The organism is Sphingomonas cellulosilytica (assembly GCF_052321755.1).
Lineage (GTDB): Bacteria > Pseudomonadota > Alphaproteobacteria > Sphingomonadales > Sphingomonadaceae > Sphingomonas.
The window spans coordinates 1-24,643 of the sequence record NZ_JBQRTT010000010.1 but is presented as its reverse complement, the minus strand read 5'-3'; the positions used below and the strand labels follow the sequence as shown (position 1 = coordinate 24,643).

The window sequence follows — 24,643 nt, the reverse complement described above, 5'->3', positions numbered from 1 at the left end:
CACGTGGGATCACACACCGGACCTATCTGGAAAGCCGCAGAAGTCCTCGCTTTTTTGGCTCATTTTTGAGCCTTAACCTTCTTAACGATTCCTATTTAACAGAATCATTTAACCGCGACACACCGCTCAACCAACGAAAGAAGGGCATGCGGAATTGGCCTACAGGCCAATGCACCTTTAATGCGTGCCGGCTAACGCCGTCACAGAGGCGGCCTATCGGCCGCAGGCTTTCCGGGAAAAGCCAAGCCGATTCGGCGGTGTGTGACTGTCAGCGTCGCGCAGATTGAGGGGCGGGAGGGGCGCTATCCCGACGCCTATCGTCTGGTTTTCCGGTGTGTGGGATCATGTCGGATCATAGAGCCCGGCGAACTCGCGCTCCGCATAGTAACGGATTTTACCGACGACGAGCGGATGCTGCCCCTGCCGCAGCAGCAGGTGATCATCGGAATTCATCCGCATGATTTCATCGGGCGTCGCCAATCGGCGGGCCGCGACGTGGCCGCTGGCGCTTTCCGAACGGGTACCGTCGCTGAAGATGCTCGCCGGGCCTGACGTGCCGAACGTCTCATATTCGATGGTGGTGTCGCCGATCGTGCGCGACAGCATGTCGGCGGTGGCAAGGTCGTTGACCCCGAACGTCTGGATCACGCCGGCATTCGACATGAACGTGCCCGCGCGCTCGCCGTAGGTCGCCTTGAGCTGGTGCATGTCCTGAAGGATCGGCCAGAGCTGCATCCCGTAACCCGCCATCAAGCCCATCGCGCGCTCTACAGGATCGAGGCGGCCAAGCGCGGCGAACTCATCGAGCATGAACAGGACCGGGCGTTCCGGCCGGGCAGGGGAGCGTGCCATGTCGGTGACCGCCTGGCTTACTAGCAGCCGCAGCCAGCGCGCATAGGTATCGAGCCGATCGGGCGGCAGGCACAGGAATACGGTGCCCGGCCGCTCTTTCAGGTCCGCGAACCGGAAGTCGGATGCCGACGTGCTGTCCACGATGCGCGGGCTGTCGAGAAAGTGGGTGTGCCGCTGGGCGGACGACAGCACGCCGGCCGCCTCGCGATCGGACTTGCCGAGTTGGCGGTTGGCGGCACGCGCGATCAGGCCGTGCGCGCCGGCGCTGGCCTGCATGTCGGTGAGCAGCGCGGCGAAGCCGGCGGGATCGCGAGTGAGCTTGTCGCGAACCGTCGCCAGCGTGGCGAGGGCAGGGAGCTCGTGGATGACGGTGTGTAGGATGATGCCGGCGATCAGCGCCTTGGCTTCCTCGTTCCAATGCGCCTCGCCCGACTGTCCCGGCGCGTCGTGGACCAGCGCGTCGGCGATCGTCTGTGCATCTTCCGCGAGGTCCGGGCTGGCGGCGTCGAGCCACGCCAGGGGGTTATAGCGGGCCGCAGGACGCCCGGAGACGCCGAAGGGGTCCAGACACCACACATCGCCCTTCCTGGCCCGTGTGCGGGCCGTGACGCGGGCATTCTCGCCCTTGGGGTCGATGCAGATCACCGAGCGGTCGAGAAGCAGCAGGTTAGGGATGATCGTGCCGACACCCTTGCCCGAGCGGGTGGGGGCCATCGTCAGCAGATGGGCCGGACCGTCATAGCGAAGCAGCTTGTTGTTACGGCCCGACCGTCCAATGACGAGATCGCCCGAGCCTTCCAGCTTCGCCAGGTCGCGCCCATCGCCGAAGCGGGCCGAACCCATCAGCGTGTTGCGGGCGCGCCCACGACGATTGAACTTCCAGATGCCGAACAGGACCAGGCCGGTGAGCAGGAACGGCACATCGGTCGCGATTTCGCCAACACCGAAAATGCCTTTGAGCCAGCTATTGCTCGCCATCAGGACGATGAAGCCGATCAGCAGCGCCCAGAGCGGGCCGATCCGCGCCGGCATCAGTGGCTCGCGCCGGCGGGAGTGATCGCCAGCGCGGGATCGGCATCGGGATGGCCGAGCAGTCTGAGAAGGATTTGGGTGGCGAGGGCAGGGGGCACCCGTTCGTCGCGCATCATGTCGAACAGTGCGTCATCCTCAGGCGTCAGCGCCATGCCTTCGATCGCGAGGTTGGCGCGGGCGTCCTCGTCGTCCTCGCGCCACATCGTGTCCTCGGCCGGGCTGCCGCGCACATAGTCGAGCGCGCGGACTTCGCTTCGCAGCGTGTCGAGGTCGATCGTTATCATTCGCCCGTCTCCCGGTCAGCTTCTTCCGCGTCGAACGCCCGCCTGCCGCGGCGCTTCCACAATGCCAGCGTGTCGCCAGCCTCGCTCCTGGCCTTGCCGACCAACTCCAGCAGCGCACCGTAGATCGTCGCGCGATCGTCGTCGGCCAGATCGACCAGCCCGGCCTTCTGGACGAGGCCACCCAGCTCGATCAGGTGGCGGGTGCGCTCGCGGCGTTGCACGACCCAGCCCCTGCTATCCGTTCGCCGTTGCCCCGCTTCCGTCCGCAGCGTCGCCGCGCGGTTCAGTCGCAGCGCCCGATCCGTCGATTGCAGCAGCGCCGCCACCCTTGCGCCCGCGCCGTTGAAAGAAGGCAGCGCCCTTCGCGCGCCATGCCTCCTTCGCGCTCGCATCCTTTGATCCGATCGCGTCGAGCAGCACGCCCGCGAGTGTTTCAGCATCGAGAGCGTCAGCACCCGTTGCGGTGACCAGCGTCCCGAGCTGTTCGATCCGCTTCGCCTTGAGCGCTTTGGCCTTGTCGCCGAGTGCCTTCAGCTCCGCATCGTAATCGCGCACCCTACGCATCGCGATCATCCTCATCGGGTTCATCCGGCGCGGCAGGAATATCCGACCACAGCAGCCCCGATGTTCCGTTTGCATCGACGCCGGGCGGAGCTTCCCCGTTCCACAGAATGCGCCAACCGTAGACCACGCCATCGTCGCTGGCATTCTCGTCCAGATCAAAGGGGTAGTCATCAAGCGTGTCGACGCTGATCCCGAGCGCTTGAGCGACATACGCATCGCGGCGTCGCTCCATCGCTTCCTCGTAGGCACGGCTCATCATGCTCTCCTTGTTCAGGCAGTTTGGCAGAGCAGACGGGGAGCGCAAGCCAAAAGCAGAAGAAGTCAGTCAGGAGATGCGTAGCAGATCGTGAGTGCGCGCTTATACGTCGTTGCCGACGTGCGCTCCAAAGTGCATGGTACTGGACGCAATGGCGATCTATCATTTCAGCGCCAAAATTATCAGTCGTGCAAACGGCTCCAGCGCCGTCGCATCCGCCGCCTATCGCTCTGCCTCCGAGTTACATGACGAGCGGCTTGGGCGGAATCACAACTTCTCGAACAAGGCCGGCGTCATCCACTCCGAGGTGATGTTGCCGCAGGGTGCACCGGAGCGTTTAAACGACCGCACCGTGCTCTGGAACGAAGTGGAGGCAGGGGAGAAGCGCAAGGATGCTCAGCTCGCCCGCGAGGTGGAGTTCTCGATCCCGCGTGAGATGAATGAAAAGCAGGGCGTCGCGCTCACCCGCGATTTCGTCGCCGAGCAGTTCGTGAAGCGCGGGATGGTCGCGGACCTCAACGTGCATTGGGACAAGGCGAGGGACGGCAGTCCGAAGCCGCACGCGCATGTCATGCTGTCGATGCGCGACGTGGGGCCGGACGGCTTTGGTCAGAAGAACCGCGACTGGAACAGCGGAGAGCTATTGCAAGGCTGGCGCGAGGCATGGGCGGCCCACGTCAACGAGCGCATGGCCGAGCTGGGGCTTGAGGCGCGGATCGATCATCGCAGCCATGCCGACCGCGGCATCGAGCTGGAGCCGCAGCATAAGATCGGCCCGGCCGGCATGCGCCGGCTCGACCGCGGCGAGGATGCCGAGCGTGCTGACGATCACCGGCGGATCGCGCGCGAGAACGGCGAGAAGATCGCGGCCGATCCGCGCATCGCGCTCGACGGCATCACCCGGCAGCAGGCGACGTTCACTACCCGCGACCTGGCCGCATTCGCGTTCCGGCATTCGGACGGCAAGGAGCAGTTCGACCAAGTGATGGCGGCGGTTCGCGCCAGCCCCGAGCTGGTGGCGCTGGGCAGGGACGGGCGTGACCAGGAGCGGTTCACCTCCCGTGACATGATCGCGACCGAGGCGCGGCTGGAGAAGGCCAGCGACGAGCTGGCGCGGCGCCAAGATCATGGCGTGTCCCACCGGCAGCGAGCCGGGGCGCTGGAGGCGGCCGAGGCGCGGGGTCTCACGCTGTCCGACGAGCAGCGCGACGCCTTCGATCATATCACCGGCCGTGACGGTCTGGCGTCGGTCGTGGGCTATGCCGGGACCGGCAAGTCCGCGATGCTGGGCGTCGCGCGCGAGGCGTGGGAGCGCGAGGGCTACCAGGTGCGCGGCGCGGCGCTGTCGGGAATCGCGGCCGAGAACCTGGAGGGCGGCTCCGGCATCACCTCCCGCACCATCGCCAGCCTTGAGCATGGCTGGGCGCAGGGACGCGACCAGCTCGGGCCCAAGGACGTGCTGGTGGTCGACGAGGCGGGCATGATCGGCACGCGCCAAATGGAGCGGGTGATGTCCCATGCCCGTGACGCCGGGGCCAAGGTGGTGCTGGTGGGCGACCCCGAGCAGCTTCAGGCGATCGAGGCGGGCGCAGCGTTCCGGTCGATCACCGAGCGGCACGGCGCGGCCGAGATTACCGAGATTCGCCGGCAGCGGGAGGACTGGCAGAAGGAAGCAACGCGGGCGCTCGCCACGGGACGGACGGCCGAGGCGCTGAATGCCTATGCCGCGCATGGCATGGTCCATGCCGCCGACACGCGCGAGGCGGCGCGGGCCGAGCTGGTGGAGGGGTGGGATCGTCAACGCCAGGCCGATCCCGACCGTTCACGGATCATCCTTACCCATACCAATGCCGAGGTGCGCGAGCTGAACGAGGAAGCGCGCGGCCGGCTTCGAGCTGGTGGCGAACTTGGCGAGGACGTGGCGTTCACGACAGACCGGGGCACCCGCGACTTCGCGGCGGGCGACCGCTTGATGTTCCTTCGGAACGAGCGGTCGCTGGGGGTCAAGAACGGCACGCTAGGCACTATCGAGCGAGCCGATCCTGGGAGCATGACGGTGCGTCTGGACGGTGGGCGTCAGGTTCAATTCGACGCGAAGGCTTATGCGGCATTCGATCACGGCTATGCAGCTACGTTCGGCAAGTCGCAGGGCGTGTCGGTAGATGACGCCCATGCGCTCGCAACACCGGGCATGGATCGTCACAGCAGCTATGTCGGCATGACGCGTCACCGCGACCGCGTGCACCTCCATTATGGTCGGGATGACTTCGCCGATCAAGGCCGTCTCGCCCTCTTGCTATCTCGCGATCGGGCAAAGGATATGGCCGGCGACTATGGTCCCGAGCGTAGTCACCAGGATCATGCCCGGGCCTTTGCCGACCGGCGCGAGATCCGGTTGCCGGAACTCGCGCGTCCGATGGTCGACAAGACGCGTGGTGGGGCAGGGGAGCGGTATCAAAGGTCGACGGCAAGTCCGCAGGGCGACCAGCGCCCGACCCGCGAAGGAGTGGTGCGGAGCTGGGCGGCCGAACACGGACGCGAGCTGGCGGACGTACAGGCACGCGCGCAACGCGCGCAGGTGCGGGCGGATGGAATGTACCGGCGACATGAGGCGGTGAGAGGTGATCATGCTCGTAAGCAGCCGCTGCCGCCCAAAGGACTGATGGCAACCTTGCGGCGTCCGTCCTACGAGGCAGCACGCGCGAGTTGGGAGAAGGCCGCGCGCGGGTTGCAGCAGCGATCCACGCAGCTCGCGAAGCGACTAGGTCAGATCAAGGAGTATCTCGGTCCCGTGACCGGGCAGCGGCGTCACCGCGGCGATGAGCTGGCGCGTGCCAGGGTTGAGCGCGCGCATCCTCACCTCAACAAGCTCTACGAAGCAGTCATGCGCGAGCGCCGCGCCGAGCGTGTCCGCCAGCAAGAGCAGGAACGCGAGCGGATCAAACAGCGAGACAAGGATCGGAGTGGTGATGGTCGGGGCCGTGGGCGATAGTCCATCTTGCGTGCCTACTAGCCACGACCGTTGCGAGGGGTGCCAGCTTCAGGTTGGCTATCTCACTGTTAGCAACCGGGCCTAAGAACTTGCGCGGCGATCGGCCGGGTGAGGTCCAAACCATCCCTGAGCATCAATCGGCCGCGTAGCGCACCAGCACCTCGAACGACCACCGATCGACCCGTTACGGGATTTCGGACGCTGATCGGAATCGTTGGCGGCATCATCGGGTAGCAAGCCTTCATGATTTGAGCCCACCAAGTAGCAGCTTGGTGGGCTCTGGTCGTGATCGGCTTTCGCTTCTCGATGATACAAGGTCCGGGCTGTTGCGCAAGGACACGAAATCAGGCGCGGCACCTTTGCTCAGGTCCTCAAAAGCACGAATTACATCGGGCCGCTCAGGAGGTAGCGCCTTGCCGCCTATGGCGTCTCGCGAGGCGTTCGTGCTTTTGAGGACCGAAGCTGGAAACGGTCATCGAAAGCACGAAGATTGACGATTTTCAGGCTGAGTTAGCGTGCGTTGAGAGCGCCCATCTCACGATTTTCGTGCTTTCGATGACCGTTGGTGTGCCACGTGGCGCATTCGGCCCTTTGAGGAGCCTTGTCCCAACAGAGAGCGACCCCTATCAAATCGGTACATGCGGCATCCAACGGATTGTCCGTTTCCCGATCAGGGAACTAGCACCGGGACCGCCTTTCAAGGCGGTCCTCGGTTTTGTAAGCGAACTGTTTCTTCAAAAGCCGCAGAAGACGCGCTATGTTGAAGGCAACATGGCCGTCCCCGCTGTTGCCTTCGGCATCAAGGGACGGCCTTCTTAGACCAGCGCTCCTGCACAGGAGGTGTGCCACGTGGCACACTAAGTCGGGTCGACACGCACCCTGATTTAGACCGGCGCGCCTCGATCGGCGCATGAGCCCAGCGTCGCCCGTTAGAAACGCTCAGTGTGAGCGGGCCTCCGCGCTCGGACCCAAGGCTTCGATGATCCTGCACTCGGCCACAGTGTTGCGGCTACAGGAGTCGATCAGCGCATCCAGCTCGCTCGCGAGCGCCGTCAGGTCAGCGATCTTTCGCGTGATGGCATCACGATGTTGGTTGGCGATCACGTCCACGGCCATACAGGATTGTTCGCGTCGATCGGCGAGCCCCATCAACTCCCGGACCTGGTCGATCGAGAAGCCGAGATCGCGCGCTCTACGGATGAAGGACAGGCGCCGCAGATGCTCGCCCTCGTAGGTCCGGTAATTTCCGGCCGACCGCGCTGGCGCCGCCAGCAAGCCGATCTGCTCGTAATAGCGGATCGTCTCGACCTTTGTGCCCGTCGCCGAAGCCAGCTTCCCGATCGTCAGTTTATCAGACACAGCGCTTGACCCTCTAGCGACTAGAGGGTGCATATAGGCTGCCAGATCGATTCTATCGAGGTGGCGAAATGGCCTGCACGAGCTGCGCGTCCGACAAGGCGGGCACCCTCAATGACCCGAAGTGGCGGCGCGCGTTGTGGATCGCGCTCGCGATCAATGGCGGCATGTTCGCGATCGAGATCGTCGCGGGGATCACGGGCGGGTCGAAGGCGCTCCAGGCCGACGCGCTCGACTTCTTCGGTGACGCTGCCAATTACGCGATCAGCCTGGGTGTCGCTGGGATGGCGATAGCCTGGCGCGCGCGTGCGGCGATGCTGAAGGGAGCGACGCTTGCCCTGCTTGGGCTCTATGTCCTGCTCGCGGCGGGGTGGGGCGCGCTCCACGGCGCTGTGCCCCATGCCGAGGTCATGGGCGTTGTGGGGATTGCGGCGCTGATCGCGAATGTCGTGGTCGCGGTGATGTTGTACCGCTTCCGGAGCGGTGACGCGAACATGCGTTCGGTGTGGATCTGCTCGCGCAACGATGCGATCGGCAATATCGCCGTGGTGCTGGCTGCAGGCGGCGTCTTCGGTCTGAACAGCGCGTGGCCCGATCTAGTGGTGGCCGCGTTGATGGCCGTGCTCGGTCTGTCGGGCGGATTCCAGATCATGCGACAGGCGCGGGCCGAACTGCGATACGCTTCCACGCCTGCCCCTTCCACTTACAGGCAGCCGTTACATGGCGTTCGCTAAGCTGCTAAGGCGAAGGCCGATGCATCGGCTTTCCGCCTTGTTCCTCTGTCTCATGCTCGTGCTGTCGCTTGGGCTGGGATCGGTCGCGCATGCGACCGAGGCGGTGGGCTGCGTCGATACCACCGCTGCCAGCTCGCTCGAACATAGTGACGGCGACGCCGACCAGGTGCCGGCTGATGCCGATAAGGCCTATCCGCACCATCATGGCGGTTGCCATGGCCATCATATCGGGGTTCCGTTCGAGGCCAAGCTCGTTGCCTCAGTGACCGGGCTCTCTGTCGCTCCTCCAGCGTGGAACCACGCCCCGATGGCACCGGTGCCTTCGGACCCAGCTCTGCGACCTCCCCAAGCCTGACAAGCGCCTAATCCGCCGGGAGCTTCCCGCGCGGCAATCCAAGTTCGTCAGGAGTTCGTCACCATGTCCCGTTTCATCGCGGCCTTATTGGCCGTGGCGTCGTGCGCGTCGATCGCGCACGCGCAATCATCCGAGCCGGCATCGCCCAGTCCCCCGCTCACGCTTGAGCGGGCGCTGGCGCTCGCCGGCGCAACCGCGCCCAGTCTCGAAGCCGCCACAGCAGGGGTCAGGGCGGCCGAGGCCGGCCGGACCGTCGCCGGCTATCGCCCCAACCCCTCGATCGTTGCCGAGACCGAAAACATCGCCGGCAGCGGCCAGTATCGGGGCCTGCGCAGTGCGGAGACGACCGCTGGCCTGGCACTTCCGATCGAGTTGGGCGGCAAAAGGTCGGCGCGGATCGCGGTCGCCGAGGCGATCGGCAACCGGGCACGGATCGGCACGGCGCTGGCCGAGGCCGATCTCCGGCTCGCCGTCACGCAGCTCTACATTCAGGCAGCAGCGGCCGAACGCCGCCTCGTCACAGCCCGCGAACAGGCCGGCATCGCCCGGGAGGCGCTCCGCGCAGCCGGTGTCCGCGTGCAGGCGGGGCGTGCATCACCGCTCGAACAGCAGCGTGCCGATGTGCTGCGTATCAATGCAGAGACGGCCGTGGAACGTGCCCAGCGGCTTGCCGAGGTGGCGCGGGACAATCTCGCTCGTCGGATCGGCCAGCCCGTGACCGGGCCGCTCGACCTCGCATGGTATGATCGTGTTGAGGGCTTTGGACCGGCACGGCCGATCGAACCCGGTGGTACGCTGGCACTGGCGGCCGCCCGTGCCGACGCGACGACGGCCGAGGCACAGGTCCGGCTCGCCCGATCGCAGCGCATTCCCGATGTGACGTTGAGCGCCAGCGCACGACGGCTCGAGGCTACCAACGACGTCGCCGCGGTGTTCGGGGTCTCCATCCCATTTCCCGTCTTCAACAACGGCAAAGCCGCCATCGCCCAGGCGCGCGCGCAGAGCGACCAGGCGCAGGCCCTGCGGCGTGCCGCCGAGCTGGACGCGGCGCAGGACATCGCGAACGCCCAGGCGGAGGTGGCCAACGCCGCCACGTCCGCACGCAATGCGAGCGGTCCGGTGCTGGCGTCGGCTGCCGAGGCTGCGCGCATTGCCCGGATCGGCTACCGCGAGGGCAAGTTCGGCCAGCTCGACTTGCTCGATGCCGAGCGGACCCTGTCCGAGACGCGCACCGCCGCGATCGACGCGCTCGCCACTTATCATGACGCAAAGGCACGCCTGGAACGGCTCGTTGCCGCCGCGCCCTCTCCTGAGGAAAACAATCAATGACGAAGAACATCATGCGGGCGCTGGCGCCCGTGACGCTGGCCCTCATCCTTGCGGGATGCGGCGGGACCGGCAGCGGCGGTGAAGCCGGGGAGAAGGCCGGAGCCGAGAAGGCCGAAGGTGCCGAGGCCAGCGAGGCCAAGGAAGGTCCAAAGCATGCCGTCATCCTCTCCGCGCAGCAGATCGCGGACGCCGGGATCGAGGTCACGCGGCCAACGGTCGGCGGGGAAGCTGGTGCGATCGAGCTTTCGGCAACGATCGAAGGCGATCCGCAAGGCGTGCAGGTGGTATCGGCATCGGTGGGCGGGCGGCTCGTCTCGCTGACCCGCAATCTCGGCCAGCCTGTCGGTCGCGGCGATCCGCTCGCCGTTATCGAGAGCCGCGAAGCGGCGTCGCTCAAAGCAGAGGTGGAGGCCGCTCGCGCGCGTGCCGCCCTCGCGCAAACGAACCTTCGTCGTGAGCAGCGCCTGTTCGCCGAGCGCGTCTCGCCGGAACAGGATCTTGTCGCGGCGCGGACCGCCGCGACCGAAGCCAGCATCGCGCTTCGCCTGGCGCAGCAGCAATTGTCCGCGACCGGCAGCGGGGGCGGTGCGCTCAACCGCATCGCAGTGCGCTCACCAATCGCCGGTCAGGTCATCGCGCGCTCGGCTACGCTCGGGCAGACCGTTGCAGCCGACGCCGAGCTTTTCCGGGTCGCCAACCTTTCCAAGGTCACGGTTGCGACCTCGCTGGTGCCCACTGATGCGGGCCGGGTGAAGCCTGGTGCCCGCGTCGAGGTAACAGCGGCGGGGCGCCGTCAGGAAGGACGCGTCACGTTCGTCTCGCCCATACTGGACGAGACGACGCGCTTGGTGCCGGTGATCGTCACCCTCGACAATGGCGGCAGCACCTGGCGCGTTGGCGAGACGGTCAATGTTTCCATCCTGGTGCCGGCAACCGGCGACCGTACAGTCGCCGTGCCGTCGGCCGCGGTCCAGATGATCGAGGACAAGTCGTTCGTCTTTGTGCGGACCCCGACGGGGTTCCGGGCGACCCCGGTGACATTGGGCCGCACCAACGGCGGCCAGGTCGTCGTGACGTCCGGGCTAACCGGTTCGGAGCGGATCGCCTCCACCAACAGCTTCACGCTCAAAGCCGAACTCGGCAAGGGCGACGGCGGGGACGAGGACTGAACCATGATCGGTCGCATCGTCACCCTCTCCGTCGAGAAGCGTTGGCTAGTCCTGCTTCTCACCGTCGCCGCTGCGCTGCTCGGGATAGGCGCGTTGCGCCAACTCCCGATCGACGCCGTTCCCGACATCACCAATAACCAGGTGCAAATCAACGTCGTCGCCCCTGCCCTTTCCCCCGACCAGATCGAGAAACAGGTCGCGTTCACGGTCGAAACCGCGCTCGCCGGCATCCCTGGCCTCGAATATACCCGTTCACTCAGCCGCAACGGCTTCGCCCAGGTCACGGCCGTCTTCACCGAGAAGACCGATATCTACTTCGCCCGTCAGCAGGTGGCGGAGCGGCTGCGGACTGCGGAGGAAGACCTTCCCGAGGGCGTAAACCCTGAAATGGGGCCGATCGCGACCGGGCTCGGCGACATCTTCATGTGGACGGTCGAGTACCGTGAACTGGATCAGGTCCATCACCGCAACGGTGAGCCCGGTCTGCAACGCGACGGCAGCTACATCACGCCGGAAGGCGATCACCTCGTCAGCGAGGCCGACAAGGCCACCTACCTGCGCACTGTCCAGGACTGGATCGTCACGCCGCAGCTCAAGAGCACGGAGGGACTGGCGGGGGTCGACTCCCTTGGCGGGTACACCAAGGAATATCTCGTCGTCCCCGACGTGCAGCGCATGGCCGCAATGCGGCTGACGCTGCAGGATCTCACCACGGCGCTGGAGCGGAACAACACCAGCGCCGGCGCCGGTGTCGTCAACCGTAACGGCGAAGGGCTCTCTGTCCGCTCCGACGGGCGCGTGCGCAACGCCGACGAGCTTGCCCGAACCGTCGTCGCCACCCGCGAGGGTGTGCCGATCCTGCTCAACCAGATCGCAACCGTTCGGACCGGCCAGGCTCTGCGCATGGGCTCCGCGTCCGAAAACGGCCATGAGGTGGTCGTCGGGACCGCCGTCATGCGGATCGGCGAGAACAGCCGTACCGTCTCGACCGGGGTCGCCGAACGGCTGACCCAGATCGGCCGCTCGCTGCCGGTCGACGTTGTCGTGAAACCGGTGATGAACCGCACCGAGCTGGTGAACTCCACCATATCGACGGTCGCCCGCAATCTCGCCGAAGGCGCGCTGTTGGTCATCGTCGTCCTGTTCGCCTTGCTCGGCAACTTCCGGGCGGCGCTGATCGCGGCTCTCGTCATCCCGATCACGATGCTGCTCACCAGCATCGGCATGTTGGAGGCGGGCGTTTCGGCCAATCTGATGAGCCTCGGCGCGCTCGACTTCGGCCTGATCGTGGACGGTGCCGTCATCATCGTCGAGAACGCATTGCGGCGCCTTGCCGAAGCCCAGCATGGCCGGGACGGCGAGCTGACGATGGAACAGCGGCTCGGGCTGGTCGCCGCGTCCGCCCGCGAGATGATCCGTCCGTCCGTTTACGGGCAGGCGATCATCATCCTGGTCTATGCGCCCTTGCTGACCTTCACCGGTGTCGAGGGGAAGATGTTCGAGCCAATGGCGCTCACCGTCATCATCGCACTCGTGTTCGCCTTCATCCTGTCGCTGACCTTTGTACCCGCGGCGATCGCCATTTGGCTCAGCAAGCGGGTGGAGGAGAAGGAAAGCCGGGCCGTGACGTTCCTTCGACAGCGCTACGAGCCGGGGCTCGATGGGGCGATGCGTCGCCCGACGCTCACCATCGGCATTGCGATCGGCGCTTTGGCGCTCGCCGGTGTCGCCTTCACCACCTTGGGGCAGGAGTTCCTGCCGCAGCTCGACGAGGGCAATATCCTCGTCCAGGCCGTGCGGATTCCGGGCACGTCGGTCGACCAAAGCCAGGCGATGCAGTTCCAGGTCGAGAAGGCATTGGCCAAGGTGCCGGAGGTCCGCTTCGCCTTCTCGCGCACGGGCACCTCCGAGATCGCATCGGACCCGATGCCAGCGAACGCCACGGACACCTTCGTTATCCTGAAGCCGAAGGCGCAGTGGCCCGATCCAGGTCTCTCCAAGGAAGAGCTTGTGGAGCGTCTGGAGAAGCGTCTCTCCACCCTCCCCGGCAACGCCTACGAGATCACCCAGCCGATCCAGATGCGGTTCAACGAGCTGATCGCGGGCGTGCGCGGCGACATCGCCATCAAGGTGTTCGGCGACGATTTTGGCGAGATGAATGCGACCGCGGACCGGATCGCCGGTATCCTTCGCCGGACCCGGGGTGCCGCAGACGTGCGGGTCGAACAGACCGAGGGCCTGCCGATGCTCGACATCCGGCCGAACCGCACCGCCATGTCGCGCGTCGGCGTAACCGCCGGCGACGTGCAAGACACGGTTGCCGCAGCCATCGGTGGCCGGCAGGCCGGCATGATCTTTGAGGGGGATCGCCGCTTCCCCGTCATGATCCGAATGGCCGAAAGCTCGCGCTCGGACCTCACGGCGGTCGCTCAGGTGCCGGTACCGACTGCCGGTGGTGGCTTCGTACCGCTGTCGACCGTCGCCGATATCGCTGTCGTCGATGGTCCCAACCAGATCAGCCGGGAGAACGGAAAGCGGCGCGTGGTGGTGCAGGCGAACGTCCGTGACCGCGACGTGGCGGGCGTCGTTGCCGATGCCCGGGCGGCAATCGACGCTCAGGTGAAGCTGCCGGCAGGGACGTACCTCGAATGGGGAGGCCAGTTCGAGAACCTTGCGTCCGCTCGGGACCGGCTCGCTATCGTGGTGCCGATCTGTTTCGTGGTCATCATGCTGCTGCTCTACGGGGCGCTCGGCTCCGTTCGGGATGCGCTGATTGTGTTCACCGGCGTCCCTCTGGCGCTGGTGGGAGGGGTGCTCGCGCTTGTGCTGCGCGGGATGCCCTTCTCCATTTCCGCGGCCGTCGGCTTCATTGCGCTATCCGGCATCGCAGTTCTCAACGGGTTGGTCATGGTGACGTCCATCCATGACCTGATGCGCGACGGCATGGATCGCGCGGCTGCGGCGCATCGAGGCGCGCTGGCCCGGCTCAGGCCTGTCGCGATGACTGCGCTTGTGGCTTCACTCGGTTTCGTACCGATGGCGCTGGGACATGGAGCGGGCGCCGAGGTGCAAAAACCGCTCGCAACCGTGGTTATTGGCGGCCTCATATCCGCGACGCTGCTCACATTGTTCGTGCTGCCGACGCTCTATGCCCGTTTCGGTAGCCGAGAGCTGCCGGTCCCGGAAAGCGATCGGCAAACTGCCGCTCCTGACGAGAAGGTGCCGGCATGAGCGAAGAGAGCTTCGACCTCGACACGGCCGAGAAGCGCCGGACGCTTTGGATAGTCCTGTTGCTCAATCTGGGCCTGGCGGCAGGCTTCGGGGTGTCCGGCGTCATGGCGGATTCCAGCGCCCTGATCGCAAACGGCTTGGACAACGCCTCCGATGGCATCGTCTACATCATCAGCTTGCTTGCCCTCTCGCGCTCACAGGCGTGGAAGCGGGGGGCCGCGGTGACATCGGGCATCCTGCTGCTGCTCTTTGCCGCGGGTGTGCTGCTCGATGCCGGGCGGCGCTATTTCTCGGGAAGCGAGCCGCTCGGCCCCACTATGATCGGGATGGCGATCATCGCGGCGGTCGTTAACGGGCTTTGCTTGTGGCTGTTGAAGCGATTGCGCGAGCCCGATGTAAATATGCGCGCTGCGACAACCTTCAGCCTCAACGACTTCGTGTCCAATGGGGGCATCATTCTAGCCGGCGCGATCGTCGTTTGGACGGGCCAGAACTGGCCTGACCTTATCGTCGGCGTCGCTGTTGCCGCTATCGCGGTGAAAGGCGGCCTCGAAATCCTGCGAGACGCTCGCTCGGACGCGGGCACGAAAGGAGCCAATCAATGAGCGCAGGCCATGACCATGGGGGGCATGCCCACGACCACACCGCTGGCGCGAATGCCCAGATGCTGAGCTGGGCGCTGGCGCTCACGACCGCCTATCTGGTTGCCGAGGTTGTTGGTGCGTTCGTCTTCAACAGCCTCGCGCTTCTATCTGACGCAGCGCATATGCTGACAGACGTGGCAGCACTGGTGATTGCGCTGCTCGCGATCCGGTTCGGACAGAAGCCGGCCGACGACAAGCGGACGTTCGGCTATAAGCGGTTCGAGATCCTGGCCGCTGCTTTCAACGCCCTGCTGCTCTTCGGTGTGGCGATCTACGTGCTGGTGGAGGCGGTGCAGCGCTTCCGCCAGCCCGAGGCGGTCCAGTCGACCGGGATGATGATCGTCGCCGCGATCGGCCTGGTGGTGAACCTCATATCGATGAAGCTGCTCACGTCGGGCAAGGACGCGAGTATGAACGTCAAGGGCGCCTACCTCGAGGTATGGGCCGACATGATCGGCTCGGTGGGCGTGATCGCCGGGGCGCTGGCCATCCGGTTTACCGGATGGACGTGGGTCGATCCAATCGTGGCGGTCGGGATCGGCTTATGGGTGCTGCCCCGAACATGGGTGCTGCTCCGGGACACGACCAACGTGTTGCTCGAGGGCGTTCCTGGAGGGATCAAGCTGCCCGAGTTGCGTGCCGGCATCGCCGGCCTGTCCGGCGTGGCTGGCGTCCACGACCTCCATGTCTGGTCGATGGCCTCGGACGACATCAACTGCACCGCACACGTCACGCTTGCCGAAGGTGCCGATGCCGATGCGGTCAGGAAGAGGGTCGCGGACATGCTCGATAGCCGGTTTGGGATCGAGCATTGTACGATCCAGACCGAGGCAGCGGCCGAGCCGTGCGAGGACACCGGACACCTGCACCCGTGAACGCGCGGTGGCCATGAGAAAGCCGCGGCGCTGGACGGAAGAAGCCGACGCAGAGCTTCGCCAGCGGATCGCCGCGAAACAGCCATTGGCGACGATCGCGAGGGAGATGGATAGAACGATGGATGGCGTTCGGGGGAGGGCGGCTGCGCTGCGGGTCGCCCTTCCGTCTCCTACGCGGCCCTGGCGTGAAACAGTGAAGCGGGGGCCTGCGCCGAAGCCGATGAAGGATCAGGCTAAAGGTGACGAATGAAGGCATCCGGCTGAGGGACGAGCCGGCGCCGCACGTACTCCTCCATGAGTGGGGGCTCACGTGGAGATCACCGATGCACGATCATATGAGCGCCGAGATGCAGGCTTGCATGGACGCCTGTCACCACTGTCACGTCACCTGCCTTTCGATGACCACGCAGCATTGCCTTCAGGTGGGCGGCGCACATGCCGCGCCCGACCACATCAAGATCATGCTCGACTGCGCGCAGATTTGCGGCACCTCACTCGACTTCATGGCCCGCGGGTCCGACCAGCATAAGCTCGTATGCGGCATCTGCGCTCAGATCTGCCGGGCTTGCGCGGAGAGCTGCCGGGGGCTCGACGGCATGGAAGAGTGCGTCGCCGCGTGCGAGCGTTGTGCCGACGCATGCGAGAAGATGGCCGCCTGATCGGTGACGGGCGGGTGGCGATCGGCCGCCCGCTCCTCACATCGCCGTTGCGGGGGGCTCGAGCATCCCCAGCCAGGCGACCAGCGCCAGGATCGTGACGGCACAGCTCGCCTCGATCGCAAGGCTGCGCCGCAGAGCACCAAGCGCGGCCCGATGATCGCCCGCGGCAATCGAGCGCTCGAAAGCCGGCGTCAGCCGGAAACGATTGAGGGAGGCCAGCCCGAGCATCGCGCCAAACAGTACCAGCTTGGCGAGGAGGAGCTGGCCGTAAAGGGTGGTCAGAAGTCTCGGTAAATTGCCGGCACCGACCAGCAGCCAGCCATTAACCAGGCCCGTCACAACGATCGTGCCGACCACGAGCGTGCCGACCAGACCGAAGCCGTGCAGCGCCCGGTGGGTCAGTCTGAGATGGGCGACGTCGACGCGAACTGCCGGCCGCACCACGAGCAGCGTCAACCCGAGCAGTGCACCGACCCAGGCTCCGGCCGCCAACAGGTGCAGAATATCGGCCAGCAGATGGATCCAGCCCGTCGCGCCCTCATCCATCGCGCCATGGCCTGTCCAGGCGAGCGTCGCGAGCGCAATGCCCGCCGCGAGCGCCACCATGCCGAGCGGCGCGGTACGTCCTGCCGCGATCAGCGCGGCGATCACGGCCACAATCAGCGCGACCATGCGCGCTTTCCACGCCGTGCCCGTCGCGGAGCCGGTGATCAGCATTCCGATCGCTTCCCGATCGATCGGCCACGGCGGCGCTCCAGCTATTGCCGCGGCGAGCAGGACGAGCGCAATGCCTGAAAACAGAAGGCCGAGCAGCCCGGTCCCCACCAGCCAGGGGCGCAAGGCGAGTGCGTCTGCGCGCTCCCCGGCCTTGAGCCCGTAGAGGCTGAACGCCGACAGGCCGAACAGCCCGCTCAACGTCGCATAAAGCGCGAAGCGGACCCCGATCAGCGGCCAGTCGGCATCCACCTTACTTCACCGCGAAGGCGAAGTTGCCCGACACCCGATGCGTGTCGGCCGAGACGACGTGCCATGCGACGCTGTAGCGGCCCGCGCCGAGCGGCGACTTGGGCACCACGACCAGCGTTCGGCCATCGGGTGCAACCTGGGTGGTGGTTGCAACCTTCATCGGTGGGTGCGTGGTGCCGCCATGGCCCGTCATCATCAAGTCCGCACCGGAGAATTTCGGCATCAGCTTCTCGCTGAACTGCAAAGCGACACGCGCGGGCTTGGCAACGGTCGCGTTGGGCGCGGGTGAGGCCACAACGAGCTTCGGGTGAGCCTGCGCCGCACTGGCGAGGCTCAGGAGAGTGAGGGCGGCAGGAAGGGCGAGACTACGCATGGGGTACTCCGACGAGGTTCGTGCACCCTTCTACGCGGCGCGCTGCCCGACCCCTCACCGGCGGTTGAGGGATGATGGGCAGCGATGCGTATCCGATGATAGAGGGGCGGAGTGGAAAGCATGGACGATCTAGACAGAGCATTGGCGCGACTAGCGGGCGCACCCGCCCCGGCCGCTTTGGAGGGTATCGAGGACCAAGTCCTCAGACGAATCGGCAGCCGCCCCGCCGTGCGCGGAGCCGGGCTCGGGATCGGTGTGATAACCGCCGCGGCGCTCGTTATCGGGATCGTCGGTGCCGAGCTGCCCGCGACGGCAAGCCCTGTTGTCTCGCTCGCGCCGCTCGGCGGAGCCTCCCCCCTTGCCCCTTCCGCGTTGCTGATCGGCGAGCCATGACCTCGACCAAGCGGGTTGTCCTGTGCGCCTTGCTCGCCTTCCTGGCAGCGATCGGCGGTGTCTTTATCGGGCGCGCACTGCTGCCGCAGCCCAAGCAACCCGGTGCGGCGCTTCACGAGGTGCTGCATCATAAGCTCGCGCTTGATGGCGACCAGCAGGCCCGATTGAAGGTGCTCGAAGACCGGTTCGCGGTGCAACGCCGCGCCCTCGAGCTGGAGATGCGTGCCGCCAATGCCCGCCTTGCCGAGGCGATCGAGGCCGAGCATGGCAATGGTCCGCGGGTGGCCGCTGCGGTCGACCAAAGCCATGCCGCGATGGGCGAGCTGCAGAAGGCGACGCTGGCGCACATCTTCGCCATGCGTCAGCTCCTCCGGCCCGATCAGACCTCTCAATTCGATGACGCGGTGGTGAAGGCGCTCACCGACGGCCAGGGGTGAGCCTCGATTGGACCGCGTTGTCGGATGGCGAACTGGCGACGCTCAGCATCGCCGGCCGACAAGCCGCTTTCGCCGAGATCGTGCGACGCTATCGGCAGCCGATGTTCCGGCTTTCGCGCGCATTCCTCGGCGATGCCGACGACGCGCTGGACGTGACCCAGGAAGCGTTCGTGGCCGCACATCAGGCCTTGTCGCGCTACGATCCCAACCGCTCGATGCAGGCGTGGCTCACGACCATCGCCGTCAACAAATGCCGCGATTGGGCGCGCAAGCGTGCCGTGCGCCGGTTTCTGTCGTTCGCGCTGCCGAACGACGAACAGGTCCAGAGCATCGTCGACGAACAGGTGCCGATCGACGACGCAGCCGGCGATCGGCAGGAACTCGATCGTGTGACCCGCGCCATCTCGACCTTGCCCGCGAACCTGAAGGAGCCTTTGGTACTTCGGACGATCGAAGGCCTGAGCCAGGCCGAGACGGCCGAGGTGCTGGGGATCAGCCAGAAGGCGGTCGAAACCCGCCTGTATCGCGCGCGGGCGCGGCTGCTCGAAAAACTCGGGAACCGCTGAGGGCTGGACGGATCGGCCGCGTAGAAGAAGCGACGGCCCTTTCACGGCCCCATTCTTAGGAGCTTGCATGTCGCGCGTTCTCGACCGCCGCCAGGTGCTGCGCGGTGCCAGTCTGGCAGGAGGCGGCCTCGCCTTGTCGGCCTATATGCCGGCATGGGCACAGCCCGTCTCCGCCGGCATCGCCAAGCCGTTGCCCACGGTGTCGGGCGAGGACATCACGCTCAAGGTCGCGCATCAGATGATGATGATCGACGGGCGGCAGAGCCACGCCATCGGCATCAACGGCACCGTGCCCGCGCCGCTCATCCGCTTGCGCGAGGGACAGAACGTCCGCCTCCACGTCGTCAACGAGCTCGACGAGGAAACCTCGATCCACTGGCATGGGCTGCTGCTGCCCTTTCAGATGGACGGGGTGCCGGGGATCGCCTTCCCCGGCATTCCGGCGCGCTCGACCTTCACCTACGAGTTCCCGATCATCCAAAGCGGGACCTACTGGTATCACAGCCATTCCGGGCTTCAGGAGCAGGAGGGACACTACGGCCCGATCCTGATCGATCCGAAGAATCCCGATCCCGTGCAGTTCGATCGCGAGCATGTGATCGTGCTGTCCGACCACAGCTTCCATCACCCGCACTACCTCTTTGATCGGCTGAAGAAGGAGTCGGGCTACTTCAACCGCCAGCGCCAGACCCTGGCCGGGCTTCTCGCCGGCAAGGATCAGTCGCTGAAAGAGCGGTTGGAGTGGGGCAAGATGCGGATGGATCCCGCCGACGTCGCCGACGTCACGGGGTCGGTCTACACTTACCTGGTCAACGGCTACGGCCCCAAGGACAATTGGACCGCGCTGTTCCGGCCCGGCGAGCGGGTACGGCTGCGCTTCATCAACGCCTCGTCGATGACCACCTTCAACGTCCGCATTCCGGGCCTGCCGATGACGATCGTCGCGGCCGACGGCTTGAACGTGCGCCCGGTTGAGATCGACGAGTTCCAGTTCGGCCCGGCCGAGACCTACGACGCGATCGTCACCCCGCCCGACCTGCGCGCCTATACGCTGGTCGGTGAGAGCGTCGATCGCTCCGGCATGGCCCGCGCGACGCTCGCCCCGCGTGAGGGGATGGCGGCCGAGGTGCCCCCGCTCCGCAAGCGCCCGCTCGCGACCATGAAGGACATGGGCATGGGCGGCATGGATCATGGCACGATGGACCACGGCGCTATGAATCATGGTGCTATGGGCGGCGCCGCGGGATCGATGTCCGGCATGGACCATGCTGCGATGGGGCATGGCGCGGGCACCGGCGCGATGCCGGGTATGGATCATTCCCAAATGAACCACGGCGCGGCCGGCACCGCGGCAGGCGGCATGGCAGGCATGGACCACGGCCAGGCTCAGGGCGGCGCCATGGCCGGTATGGACCATGGCTCCGGCACGATGCCGGCGATGAACGGCGATCAGATGGGCGGGATGGACATGGGCGGCATGAGCCATTCCATGCGCGATTTCAGCAATGCCCCTGAGGTGAAGAAGGGACCGGGCGTGCAGACCATCTCGCCGATGCCGGTCGATCGCACCGGAGATCCCGGGCAGGGGCTGGAGAATGTCGGGCACCGCGTTCTCACCTATCGCGACCTGATGGCGCTCGACCGCAACCCGGACACACGCGCACCGGAGCGGGAGATCAAGCTCCACCTCACCGGCAACATGGAGCGCTACATGTGGGGCTTCGACGGCGAAAAGCTGTCGGAGAACCCCGATCCGATCACGCTGCTTCACGGCGAGCGCGTACGGGTGACGCTCATCAACGACACGATGATGGGACATCCGATCCACATCCATGGCCACTTCTTCGACCTGGTGACCGGCAAGGGCGCCTACGCGCCCCGAAAGCATACGGTGCTGGTGCAGCCGGGAGGCACGGTGAGCTGGGACGTGACCGGCGAGGAAGGCGACTGGGCCTTCCACTGCCACATGCTCTACCACATGCACGCGGGCATGATGCGTGTCGTCCAGGTCCGCAAGGCCGGGGAGGCCACGGCGTGATCCGGGCGCTCCTCCTCGCCGGTATGGCGCCGCTCGCCCTTGCGACACCCGCATTGGCGCAGACCATGGACCATTCCATGCACAACATGCCGGGCATGACGATGCCGGCAAAGCCGGCCGCCAAGCCGAAGGCGAAAGCCGCGGCCAAGTCCGCGACTAAGCGTAAGGCCCCCGTCCGACGCACCGCGCCGCGGCGCGCGCAACCGGCGAAGACGCAGGCTGCCGACCCTCATGCCGGGCATGACATGAGCGGAATGCAGCGAATGGATATGAGCGGTCAGCAGCCCACCCAGAACCCGCACGCCGGGCACGATATGTCCGCTATGCCGGGCATGGCAGCATCGACAGATGCGGGCCAGGACCCACATGCCGGCCACGACATGAGCACGATGCCGGGCATGGCGATGCCCGGCGATCAGCCCGCTGCCAAGGTCGGAACCGACCTTCCCCCCGGCAACAAGCCCGCTCCCGCTCCGGCCGGGGACCACCTCGCCGATCGTTTCTGGGGCGCGGACGCCATGGCCAGCTCGCGCGAGAACGATCTACGCCGCGAGCATGGCGGAATGACCGTCTATCAGATCCTCTTCAATCTCGCCGAATATCAGGCTCGCAAGGGTGGCGACGGCTATCGCTGGGATGGCGAGGCCTGGATCGGGGGCGACATCAATCGCTTTACGCTAAAGAGCGAGGGCGAAGGCACGTTCGGCAAGCCGCTCGAACAGGCCGAGGTGCAGGCGCTCTACAGCCGCGCGCTCGATCCATACTGGAACCTTCAGGCGGGCGTTCGCTACGACTTCAAGCCCAACCCCTCGCGCACCTACGCGACGGTAGGGATCGAGGGGCTGGCCCCCGGTTGGTTCGAGGTGGAGGGCGCATTGTTCCTCTCCGACAAGGGCGACGTGCTTGGCCGTGCGGAGGGCTATTACGACCAGCGCATCACCAACTGGTTCGTGCTCCAGCCTAGGGTGGAGGCCAATTTCTCCGCGCAGGACGTGCCCGAAACCGGCACCGGCTCCGGGCTCACGGACCTCGAGGCCGGGCTTCGGCTTCGCTACGAGGGCCGGCGCGAGTTCGCGCCCTACATCGGCGTGTCCTGGGAGCGGCAGTTCGGGGACACCGCGCGCTTCACTCGCGCACGCGGTGACAAAACGGGCGGCTTTAGCTTCGTCGCGGGCGTGAGGACCTGGTTCTGAGCCCGCGGCTCCGCCTCCATGTTGGGGCAAGCAAGGTTCACCGCTGGCTTGCGCTCCTGATCGGAGCGCAGGCGATCGTCTGGTTCACAAGCGGGCTAGTCATGAGCTTGCTGCCGATCGACACGGTGCATGGCGATCACCGGATCGATCGGAACGTCGAACCGGCCCTGATTGCCACCCAGGACTTCGCGCCCGTCCCTGCCCTTCTCGCATCGGCAGGGGCGCCGGTGCGTCAGCTTCAGCACCGGATGCTGCTGGGTCGGCCAATCGTCGAAGCCCAACTCGGCGACGGCAAGGTGCGCTTGCTGGACGCCCGGACCGCGAAGCCTCTGGCCCCGGTCGATGGCGCCGCTGCAGCGCTGATCGCGAGGCAGGCGTATCGCGGCGATGCCGGTTCGGCGCCGGTCGTTGAACGGATCGAGCGCCCGAGCACCGAGTACCGCGGCGCCCTCCCCGCCTGGCGTGCTTCTTTCCCCGATGCCGACGGGACCCGCATTTACGTCGCGGCTGAAACGGGGCGGCTGACATCGGTGCGAACCGGCACGTGGCGGCTCTATGACTTCTTCTGGGGTCTCCACATCATGGATTGGACCGAGCACGAACGGTTCAACACGCCATGGCTCAACGCCTTTGCAGCGGGCGGGCTCGTGTTCGCCGTTGCCGGCGCGATCCTGCTCTTCATGCGTTGGCCCCGCCGACGGCGCAGAAAAGCTCAAGGGGTCCGCTAGAGAGCCGCGTATCCTCGTGTGGGTGGGGCCGCACAGGAGAGCGCATGATGAACCACGACGACCCCAGCTCCAAACAGGGCGGCAATATGGGGATGAGCTACGGGCGCTTCGCCGCGATGATCGCGACGTCGACGGTCGTGATGTTCGGGCTCATGTACCTTAACACCTACGCACTGAGCCATGTCGAATACAGCCAGACCCGGACGTGGATGGCGATCGTCATGGGCGCCACCATGGCGCTCATCATGATCGGCTTCATGTGGGGCATGTACCCCGACCGGCGGGCCAATCTCGGCATCGTGGCAGCCTCGATCGCGGTATTCGCCGGCGCCTTGTGGCTCGTCCGTAGCCAGGAGACGGTCGGAGACGTTGCTTATATGAAGGCGATGATCCCGCATCACTCAATCGCGATCATGACCAGCGAGCGCGCGCACATCAAAGACCCCGAGGTACGCAAGCTGGCGGACGGGATCATTGATGCTCAGGTCCGCGAGATCGCGCAGATGAAGCGCTACATCGCCCGGCTCGAGGCGCACCCCACGCCCGACAATGCGCCCGACCTCCCCTCCTATCGCGACAAGCAGGTGCCTCCCCCGCCCCCCGAAACCGACGAGAGCGTCGGCGTCAACACGCTTCAGCCGATCCGCTGAGCAACATCGCTTGAGGGCTAATCGGTTTGAGCCCGTATCCCTGTTGAGCGGGGGTTTTGACGCAGGAGCGACACGATGAAGAAAATGATGATTATGGCCGTCGCGACCGCCCTCGGCGCGGCTCCCGCGGTCGCCCAGATGCAGGGCATGGACCATTCCGGCATGAACCATGGGCAGATGATGCGGCCGACGCCGGCGAACCCGTACCCGCAGGCCGAGATGGACATGCATCAGAAGATGATGTCGGCGATGGGTGCCGATGCCACCGAGACGTGGGTCCGCAAGATGGTCGAGCACCACCGTGGCGGCATCGCCATGTCGCGTATCGTGCTTCGCGAGACCAAGGACCCCAAGGTTCGCCAGATGGCCACCAAGACGATCGCAGAGCAGACCCGCGAGATCGGCGAGTTGAACGCCTGGCTGCGGGCGCATGGCAAGAGCGCCCAGTAATCGACTATCGTCCCTCCCCCCGTCACCGTGCGGGGGATGGCCACCCGGGAACTCAGATATGGATCGCTTTCGCCTTCTCGCCGCCGCGCTGGCGTGCGCTACCCCTGCGGGGGCTCTCGCCGCGGGTCCCGTCCTGATGCATCGCGACCCGGGTTGCCCCTGTTGCGAGAAATGGGCGCAGCAGGTGAAGGAGCAGTTCGGCCGCGCCGTCCGCGTCGTCGACGATGCGAACCGGCCGGCGTTCATGAAGGCACGCGGCGTGCCTCAAGACCTCGCCTCCTGTCACACTGCCATTATCGACGGCATGACCTTCGAAGGGCACGTTCCGATTGCCGACATGAAGCGCGCCTTGGCCACGCATCCGAAGGGCGTCACCGGCCTCGCGGTCGCCGGGATGCCGATGGGCTCACCGGGCATGGAAATGCCGGGCATGAAGGCCCAGGCCTATGACGTGATCGCGTTCGGGCCGAGCGGCCGCAGGGTGTTCGCCCGCCATTGAAAAGGGGAGGCGCGAACG

General features: G+C 65.9%; 26 protein-coding genes. 18 read left to right on the top strand and 8 right to left on the bottom strand.

The genetic code is table 11. The annotated features are described in order from the left end of the window. Positions 1 to 342: 342 nt before the first annotated feature. From ACTZQ5_RS13330 to ACTZQ5_RS13310, 5 genes are read right to left on the bottom strand one after another with little or no spacing between them, the layout of a single operon-like run. The gene (locus ACTZQ5_RS13330; protein WP_443585659.1) at positions 343 to 1,884 is read right to left on the bottom strand and encodes a type IV secretory system conjugative DNA transfer family protein; all 1,542 of its coding nucleotides are present in this window, start codon (positions 1,882 to 1,884) and stop codon (positions 343 to 345) included. After that, positions 1,884 to 2,168 (bottom strand): hypothetical protein, encoded by a 285-nt coding sequence (locus ACTZQ5_RS13325; RefSeq protein WP_110150410.1) that lies wholly within the window; start codon positions 2,166 to 2,168, stop codon positions 1,884 to 1,886. The genes ACTZQ5_RS13330 and ACTZQ5_RS13325 overlap by 1 nt, the downstream gene beginning before the upstream one ends. After that, positions 2,165 to 2,389 (bottom strand): conjugal transfer protein TraD, encoded by a 225-nt coding sequence (locus ACTZQ5_RS13320; protein ID WP_110150411.1) that lies wholly within the window; start codon positions 2,387 to 2,389, stop codon positions 2,165 to 2,167. The genes ACTZQ5_RS13325 and ACTZQ5_RS13320 overlap by 4 nt, the downstream gene beginning before the upstream one ends. A 13-nt stretch (positions 2,390 to 2,402) precedes the next feature. Beyond that, entirely contained in the window at positions 2,403 to 2,732 is a 330-nt protein-coding gene (locus ACTZQ5_RS13315) for a conjugal transfer protein TraD (protein WP_110150414.1), read from the bottom strand. Next, complete coding sequence (locus ACTZQ5_RS13310) at positions 2,725 to 2,988, bottom strand: hypothetical protein (protein ID WP_146233546.1); 264 nt, start codon at positions 2,986 to 2,988, stop codon at positions 2,725 to 2,727. Before ACTZQ5_RS13310 ends, ACTZQ5_RS13315 begins: the two co-directional genes overlap by 8 nt. 151 nt (positions 2,989 to 3,139) lie before the next feature. Between ACTZQ5_RS13310 and traA the strand changes: the two genes are divergently transcribed. Continuing rightward, the gene (gene traA, locus ACTZQ5_RS13305; protein WP_082746203.1) at positions 3,140 to 5,980 is read left to right on the top strand and encodes a Ti-type conjugative transfer relaxase TraA; all 2,841 of its coding nucleotides are present in this window, start codon (positions 3,140 to 3,142) and stop codon (positions 5,978 to 5,980) included. A gap of 939 nt (positions 5,981 to 6,919) precedes the next feature. Here the strand turns inward: traA and ACTZQ5_RS13300 are convergent. After that, the gene (locus ACTZQ5_RS13300; RefSeq protein ID WP_219994280.1) at positions 6,920 to 7,339 is read right to left on the bottom strand and encodes a MerR family transcriptional regulator; all 420 of its coding nucleotides are present in this window, start codon (positions 7,337 to 7,339) and stop codon (positions 6,920 to 6,922) included. Positions 7,340 to 7,407: 68 nt separating this feature from the next. On the opposite strand from ACTZQ5_RS13300, the gene ACTZQ5_RS13295 reads away from it, so the two are divergent. The 8 genes from ACTZQ5_RS13295 (at position 7,408) to ACTZQ5_RS13260 (ending at position 16,332) form a co-directional block, all read left to right on the top strand. Then, positions 7,408 to 8,070 carry a cation efflux transmembrane domain-containing protein gene (locus ACTZQ5_RS13295; protein ID WP_088368466.1) on the top strand — a complete coding sequence of 221 codons (663 nt, stop codon included), beginning with the start codon at positions 7,408 to 7,410 and terminating at the stop codon, positions 8,068 to 8,070. 19 nt (positions 8,071 to 8,089) lie between these two features. After that, entirely contained in the window at positions 8,090 to 8,425 is a 336-nt protein-coding gene (locus ACTZQ5_RS13290; protein ID WP_143559681.1) for a hypothetical protein, read from the top strand. 63 nt (positions 8,426 to 8,488) lie between these two features. Beyond that, the gene (locus tag ACTZQ5_RS13285) at positions 8,489 to 9,754 is read left to right on the top strand and encodes a TolC family protein (RefSeq protein ID WP_088368464.1); all 1,266 of its coding nucleotides are present in this window, start codon (positions 8,489 to 8,491) and stop codon (positions 9,752 to 9,754) included. Further along, complete coding sequence (locus ACTZQ5_RS13280; RefSeq protein ID WP_443585658.1) at positions 9,751 to 10,923, top strand: efflux RND transporter periplasmic adaptor subunit; 1,173 nt, start codon at positions 9,751 to 9,753, stop codon at positions 10,921 to 10,923. The genes ACTZQ5_RS13285 and ACTZQ5_RS13280 overlap by 4 nt, the downstream gene beginning before the upstream one ends. Positions 10,924 to 10,926: 3 nt before the next feature. After that, positions 10,927 to 14,154 carry an efflux RND transporter permease subunit gene (locus ACTZQ5_RS13275; protein WP_088368462.1) on the top strand — a complete coding sequence of 1,076 codons (3,228 nt, stop codon included), beginning with the start codon at positions 10,927 to 10,929 and terminating at the stop codon, positions 14,152 to 14,154. Then, entirely contained in the window at positions 14,151 to 14,759 is a 609-nt protein-coding gene (locus ACTZQ5_RS13270; protein WP_088368461.1) for a cation diffusion facilitator family transporter, read from the top strand. The genes ACTZQ5_RS13275 and ACTZQ5_RS13270 overlap by 4 nt, the downstream gene beginning before the upstream one ends. Further along, positions 14,756 to 15,673 carry a cation diffusion facilitator family transporter gene (locus ACTZQ5_RS13265; protein WP_088368460.1) on the top strand — a complete coding sequence of 306 codons (918 nt, stop codon included), beginning with the start codon at positions 14,756 to 14,758 and terminating at the stop codon, positions 15,671 to 15,673. The genes ACTZQ5_RS13270 and ACTZQ5_RS13265 overlap by 4 nt, the downstream gene beginning before the upstream one ends. A gap of 323 nt (positions 15,674 to 15,996) precedes the next feature. Next, a complete protein-coding gene (locus ACTZQ5_RS13260) occupies positions 15,997 to 16,332 on the top strand; it encodes a four-helix bundle copper-binding protein (RefSeq protein ID WP_088368488.1) in 336 nt (111 codons plus the stop codon). A gap of 36 nt (positions 16,333 to 16,368) precedes the next feature. Here the strand turns inward: ACTZQ5_RS13260 and copD are convergent, their stop codons facing one another. Both copD and copC read right to left on the bottom strand, forming a co-directional pair. After that, positions 16,369 to 17,298 carry a copper homeostasis membrane protein CopD gene (gene copD, locus ACTZQ5_RS13255; RefSeq protein WP_088368459.1) on the bottom strand — a complete coding sequence of 310 codons (930 nt, stop codon included), beginning with the start codon at positions 17,296 to 17,298 and terminating at the stop codon, positions 16,369 to 16,371. A 1-nt stretch (position 17,299) separates the two neighbouring features. Beyond that, positions 17,300 to 17,671: a copper homeostasis periplasmic binding protein CopC gene (gene copC, locus ACTZQ5_RS13250; protein ID WP_088368458.1), complete on the bottom strand. Its 372-nt coding sequence runs from the start codon at positions 17,669 to 17,671 to the stop codon at positions 17,300 to 17,302. A 120-nt stretch (positions 17,672 to 17,791) separates the two neighbouring features. On the opposite strand from copC, the gene ACTZQ5_RS13245 reads away from it, so the two are divergent. The 9 genes from ACTZQ5_RS13245 to ACTZQ5_RS13205 all read left to right on the top strand — a co-directional run bounded on the left by ACTZQ5_RS13245 (position 17,792) and on the right by ACTZQ5_RS13205 (position 24,625). Then, entirely contained in the window at positions 17,792 to 18,064 is a 273-nt protein-coding gene (locus ACTZQ5_RS13245) for a hypothetical protein (RefSeq protein ID WP_443585657.1), read from the top strand. Then, positions 18,061 to 18,501, top strand: a complete 441-nt coding sequence (locus ACTZQ5_RS13240) for a periplasmic heavy metal sensor (protein ID WP_041043253.1) — start codon at positions 18,061 to 18,063, stop codon at positions 18,499 to 18,501. Before ACTZQ5_RS13245 ends, ACTZQ5_RS13240 begins: the two co-directional genes overlap by 4 nt. Beyond that, a complete protein-coding gene (locus ACTZQ5_RS13235) occupies positions 18,498 to 19,067 on the top strand; it encodes an RNA polymerase sigma factor (protein WP_088368457.1) in 570 nt (189 codons plus the stop codon). The genes ACTZQ5_RS13240 and ACTZQ5_RS13235 overlap by 4 nt, the downstream gene beginning before the upstream one ends. Before the next feature lie 67 nt (positions 19,068 to 19,134). Continuing rightward, positions 19,135 to 21,105, top strand: coding sequence for a copper resistance system multicopper oxidase (locus tag ACTZQ5_RS13230; RefSeq protein ID WP_088368456.1), 1,971 nt, complete (start codon positions 19,135 to 19,137; stop codon positions 21,103 to 21,105). Between the two features lie 23 nt (positions 21,106 to 21,128). Further along, positions 21,129 to 22,298 carry a copper resistance protein B gene (locus tag ACTZQ5_RS13225; RefSeq protein ID WP_181401849.1) on the top strand — a complete coding sequence of 390 codons (1,170 nt, stop codon included), beginning with the start codon at positions 21,129 to 21,131 and terminating at the stop codon, positions 22,296 to 22,298. Then, complete coding sequence (locus ACTZQ5_RS13220) at positions 22,289 to 23,026, top strand: PepSY domain-containing protein (RefSeq protein WP_088368454.1); 738 nt, start codon at positions 22,289 to 22,291, stop codon at positions 23,024 to 23,026. The genes ACTZQ5_RS13225 and ACTZQ5_RS13220 overlap by 10 nt, the downstream gene beginning before the upstream one ends. A 47-nt stretch (positions 23,027 to 23,073) precedes the next feature. Further along, a complete protein-coding gene (locus ACTZQ5_RS13215; RefSeq protein ID WP_211280110.1) occupies positions 23,074 to 23,676 on the top strand; it encodes a DUF305 domain-containing protein in 603 nt (200 codons plus the stop codon). Positions 23,677 to 23,769: 93 nt separating this feature from the next. Next, a complete protein-coding gene (locus ACTZQ5_RS13210; protein WP_041043301.1) occupies positions 23,770 to 24,126 on the top strand; it encodes a DUF305 domain-containing protein in 357 nt (118 codons plus the stop codon). A gap of 58 nt (positions 24,127 to 24,184) precedes the next feature. Beyond that, a complete protein-coding gene (locus ACTZQ5_RS13205) occupies positions 24,185 to 24,625 on the top strand; it encodes a DUF411 domain-containing protein (RefSeq protein WP_058733718.1) in 441 nt (146 codons plus the stop codon). Positions 24,626 to 24,643: the final 18 nt, after the last annotated feature.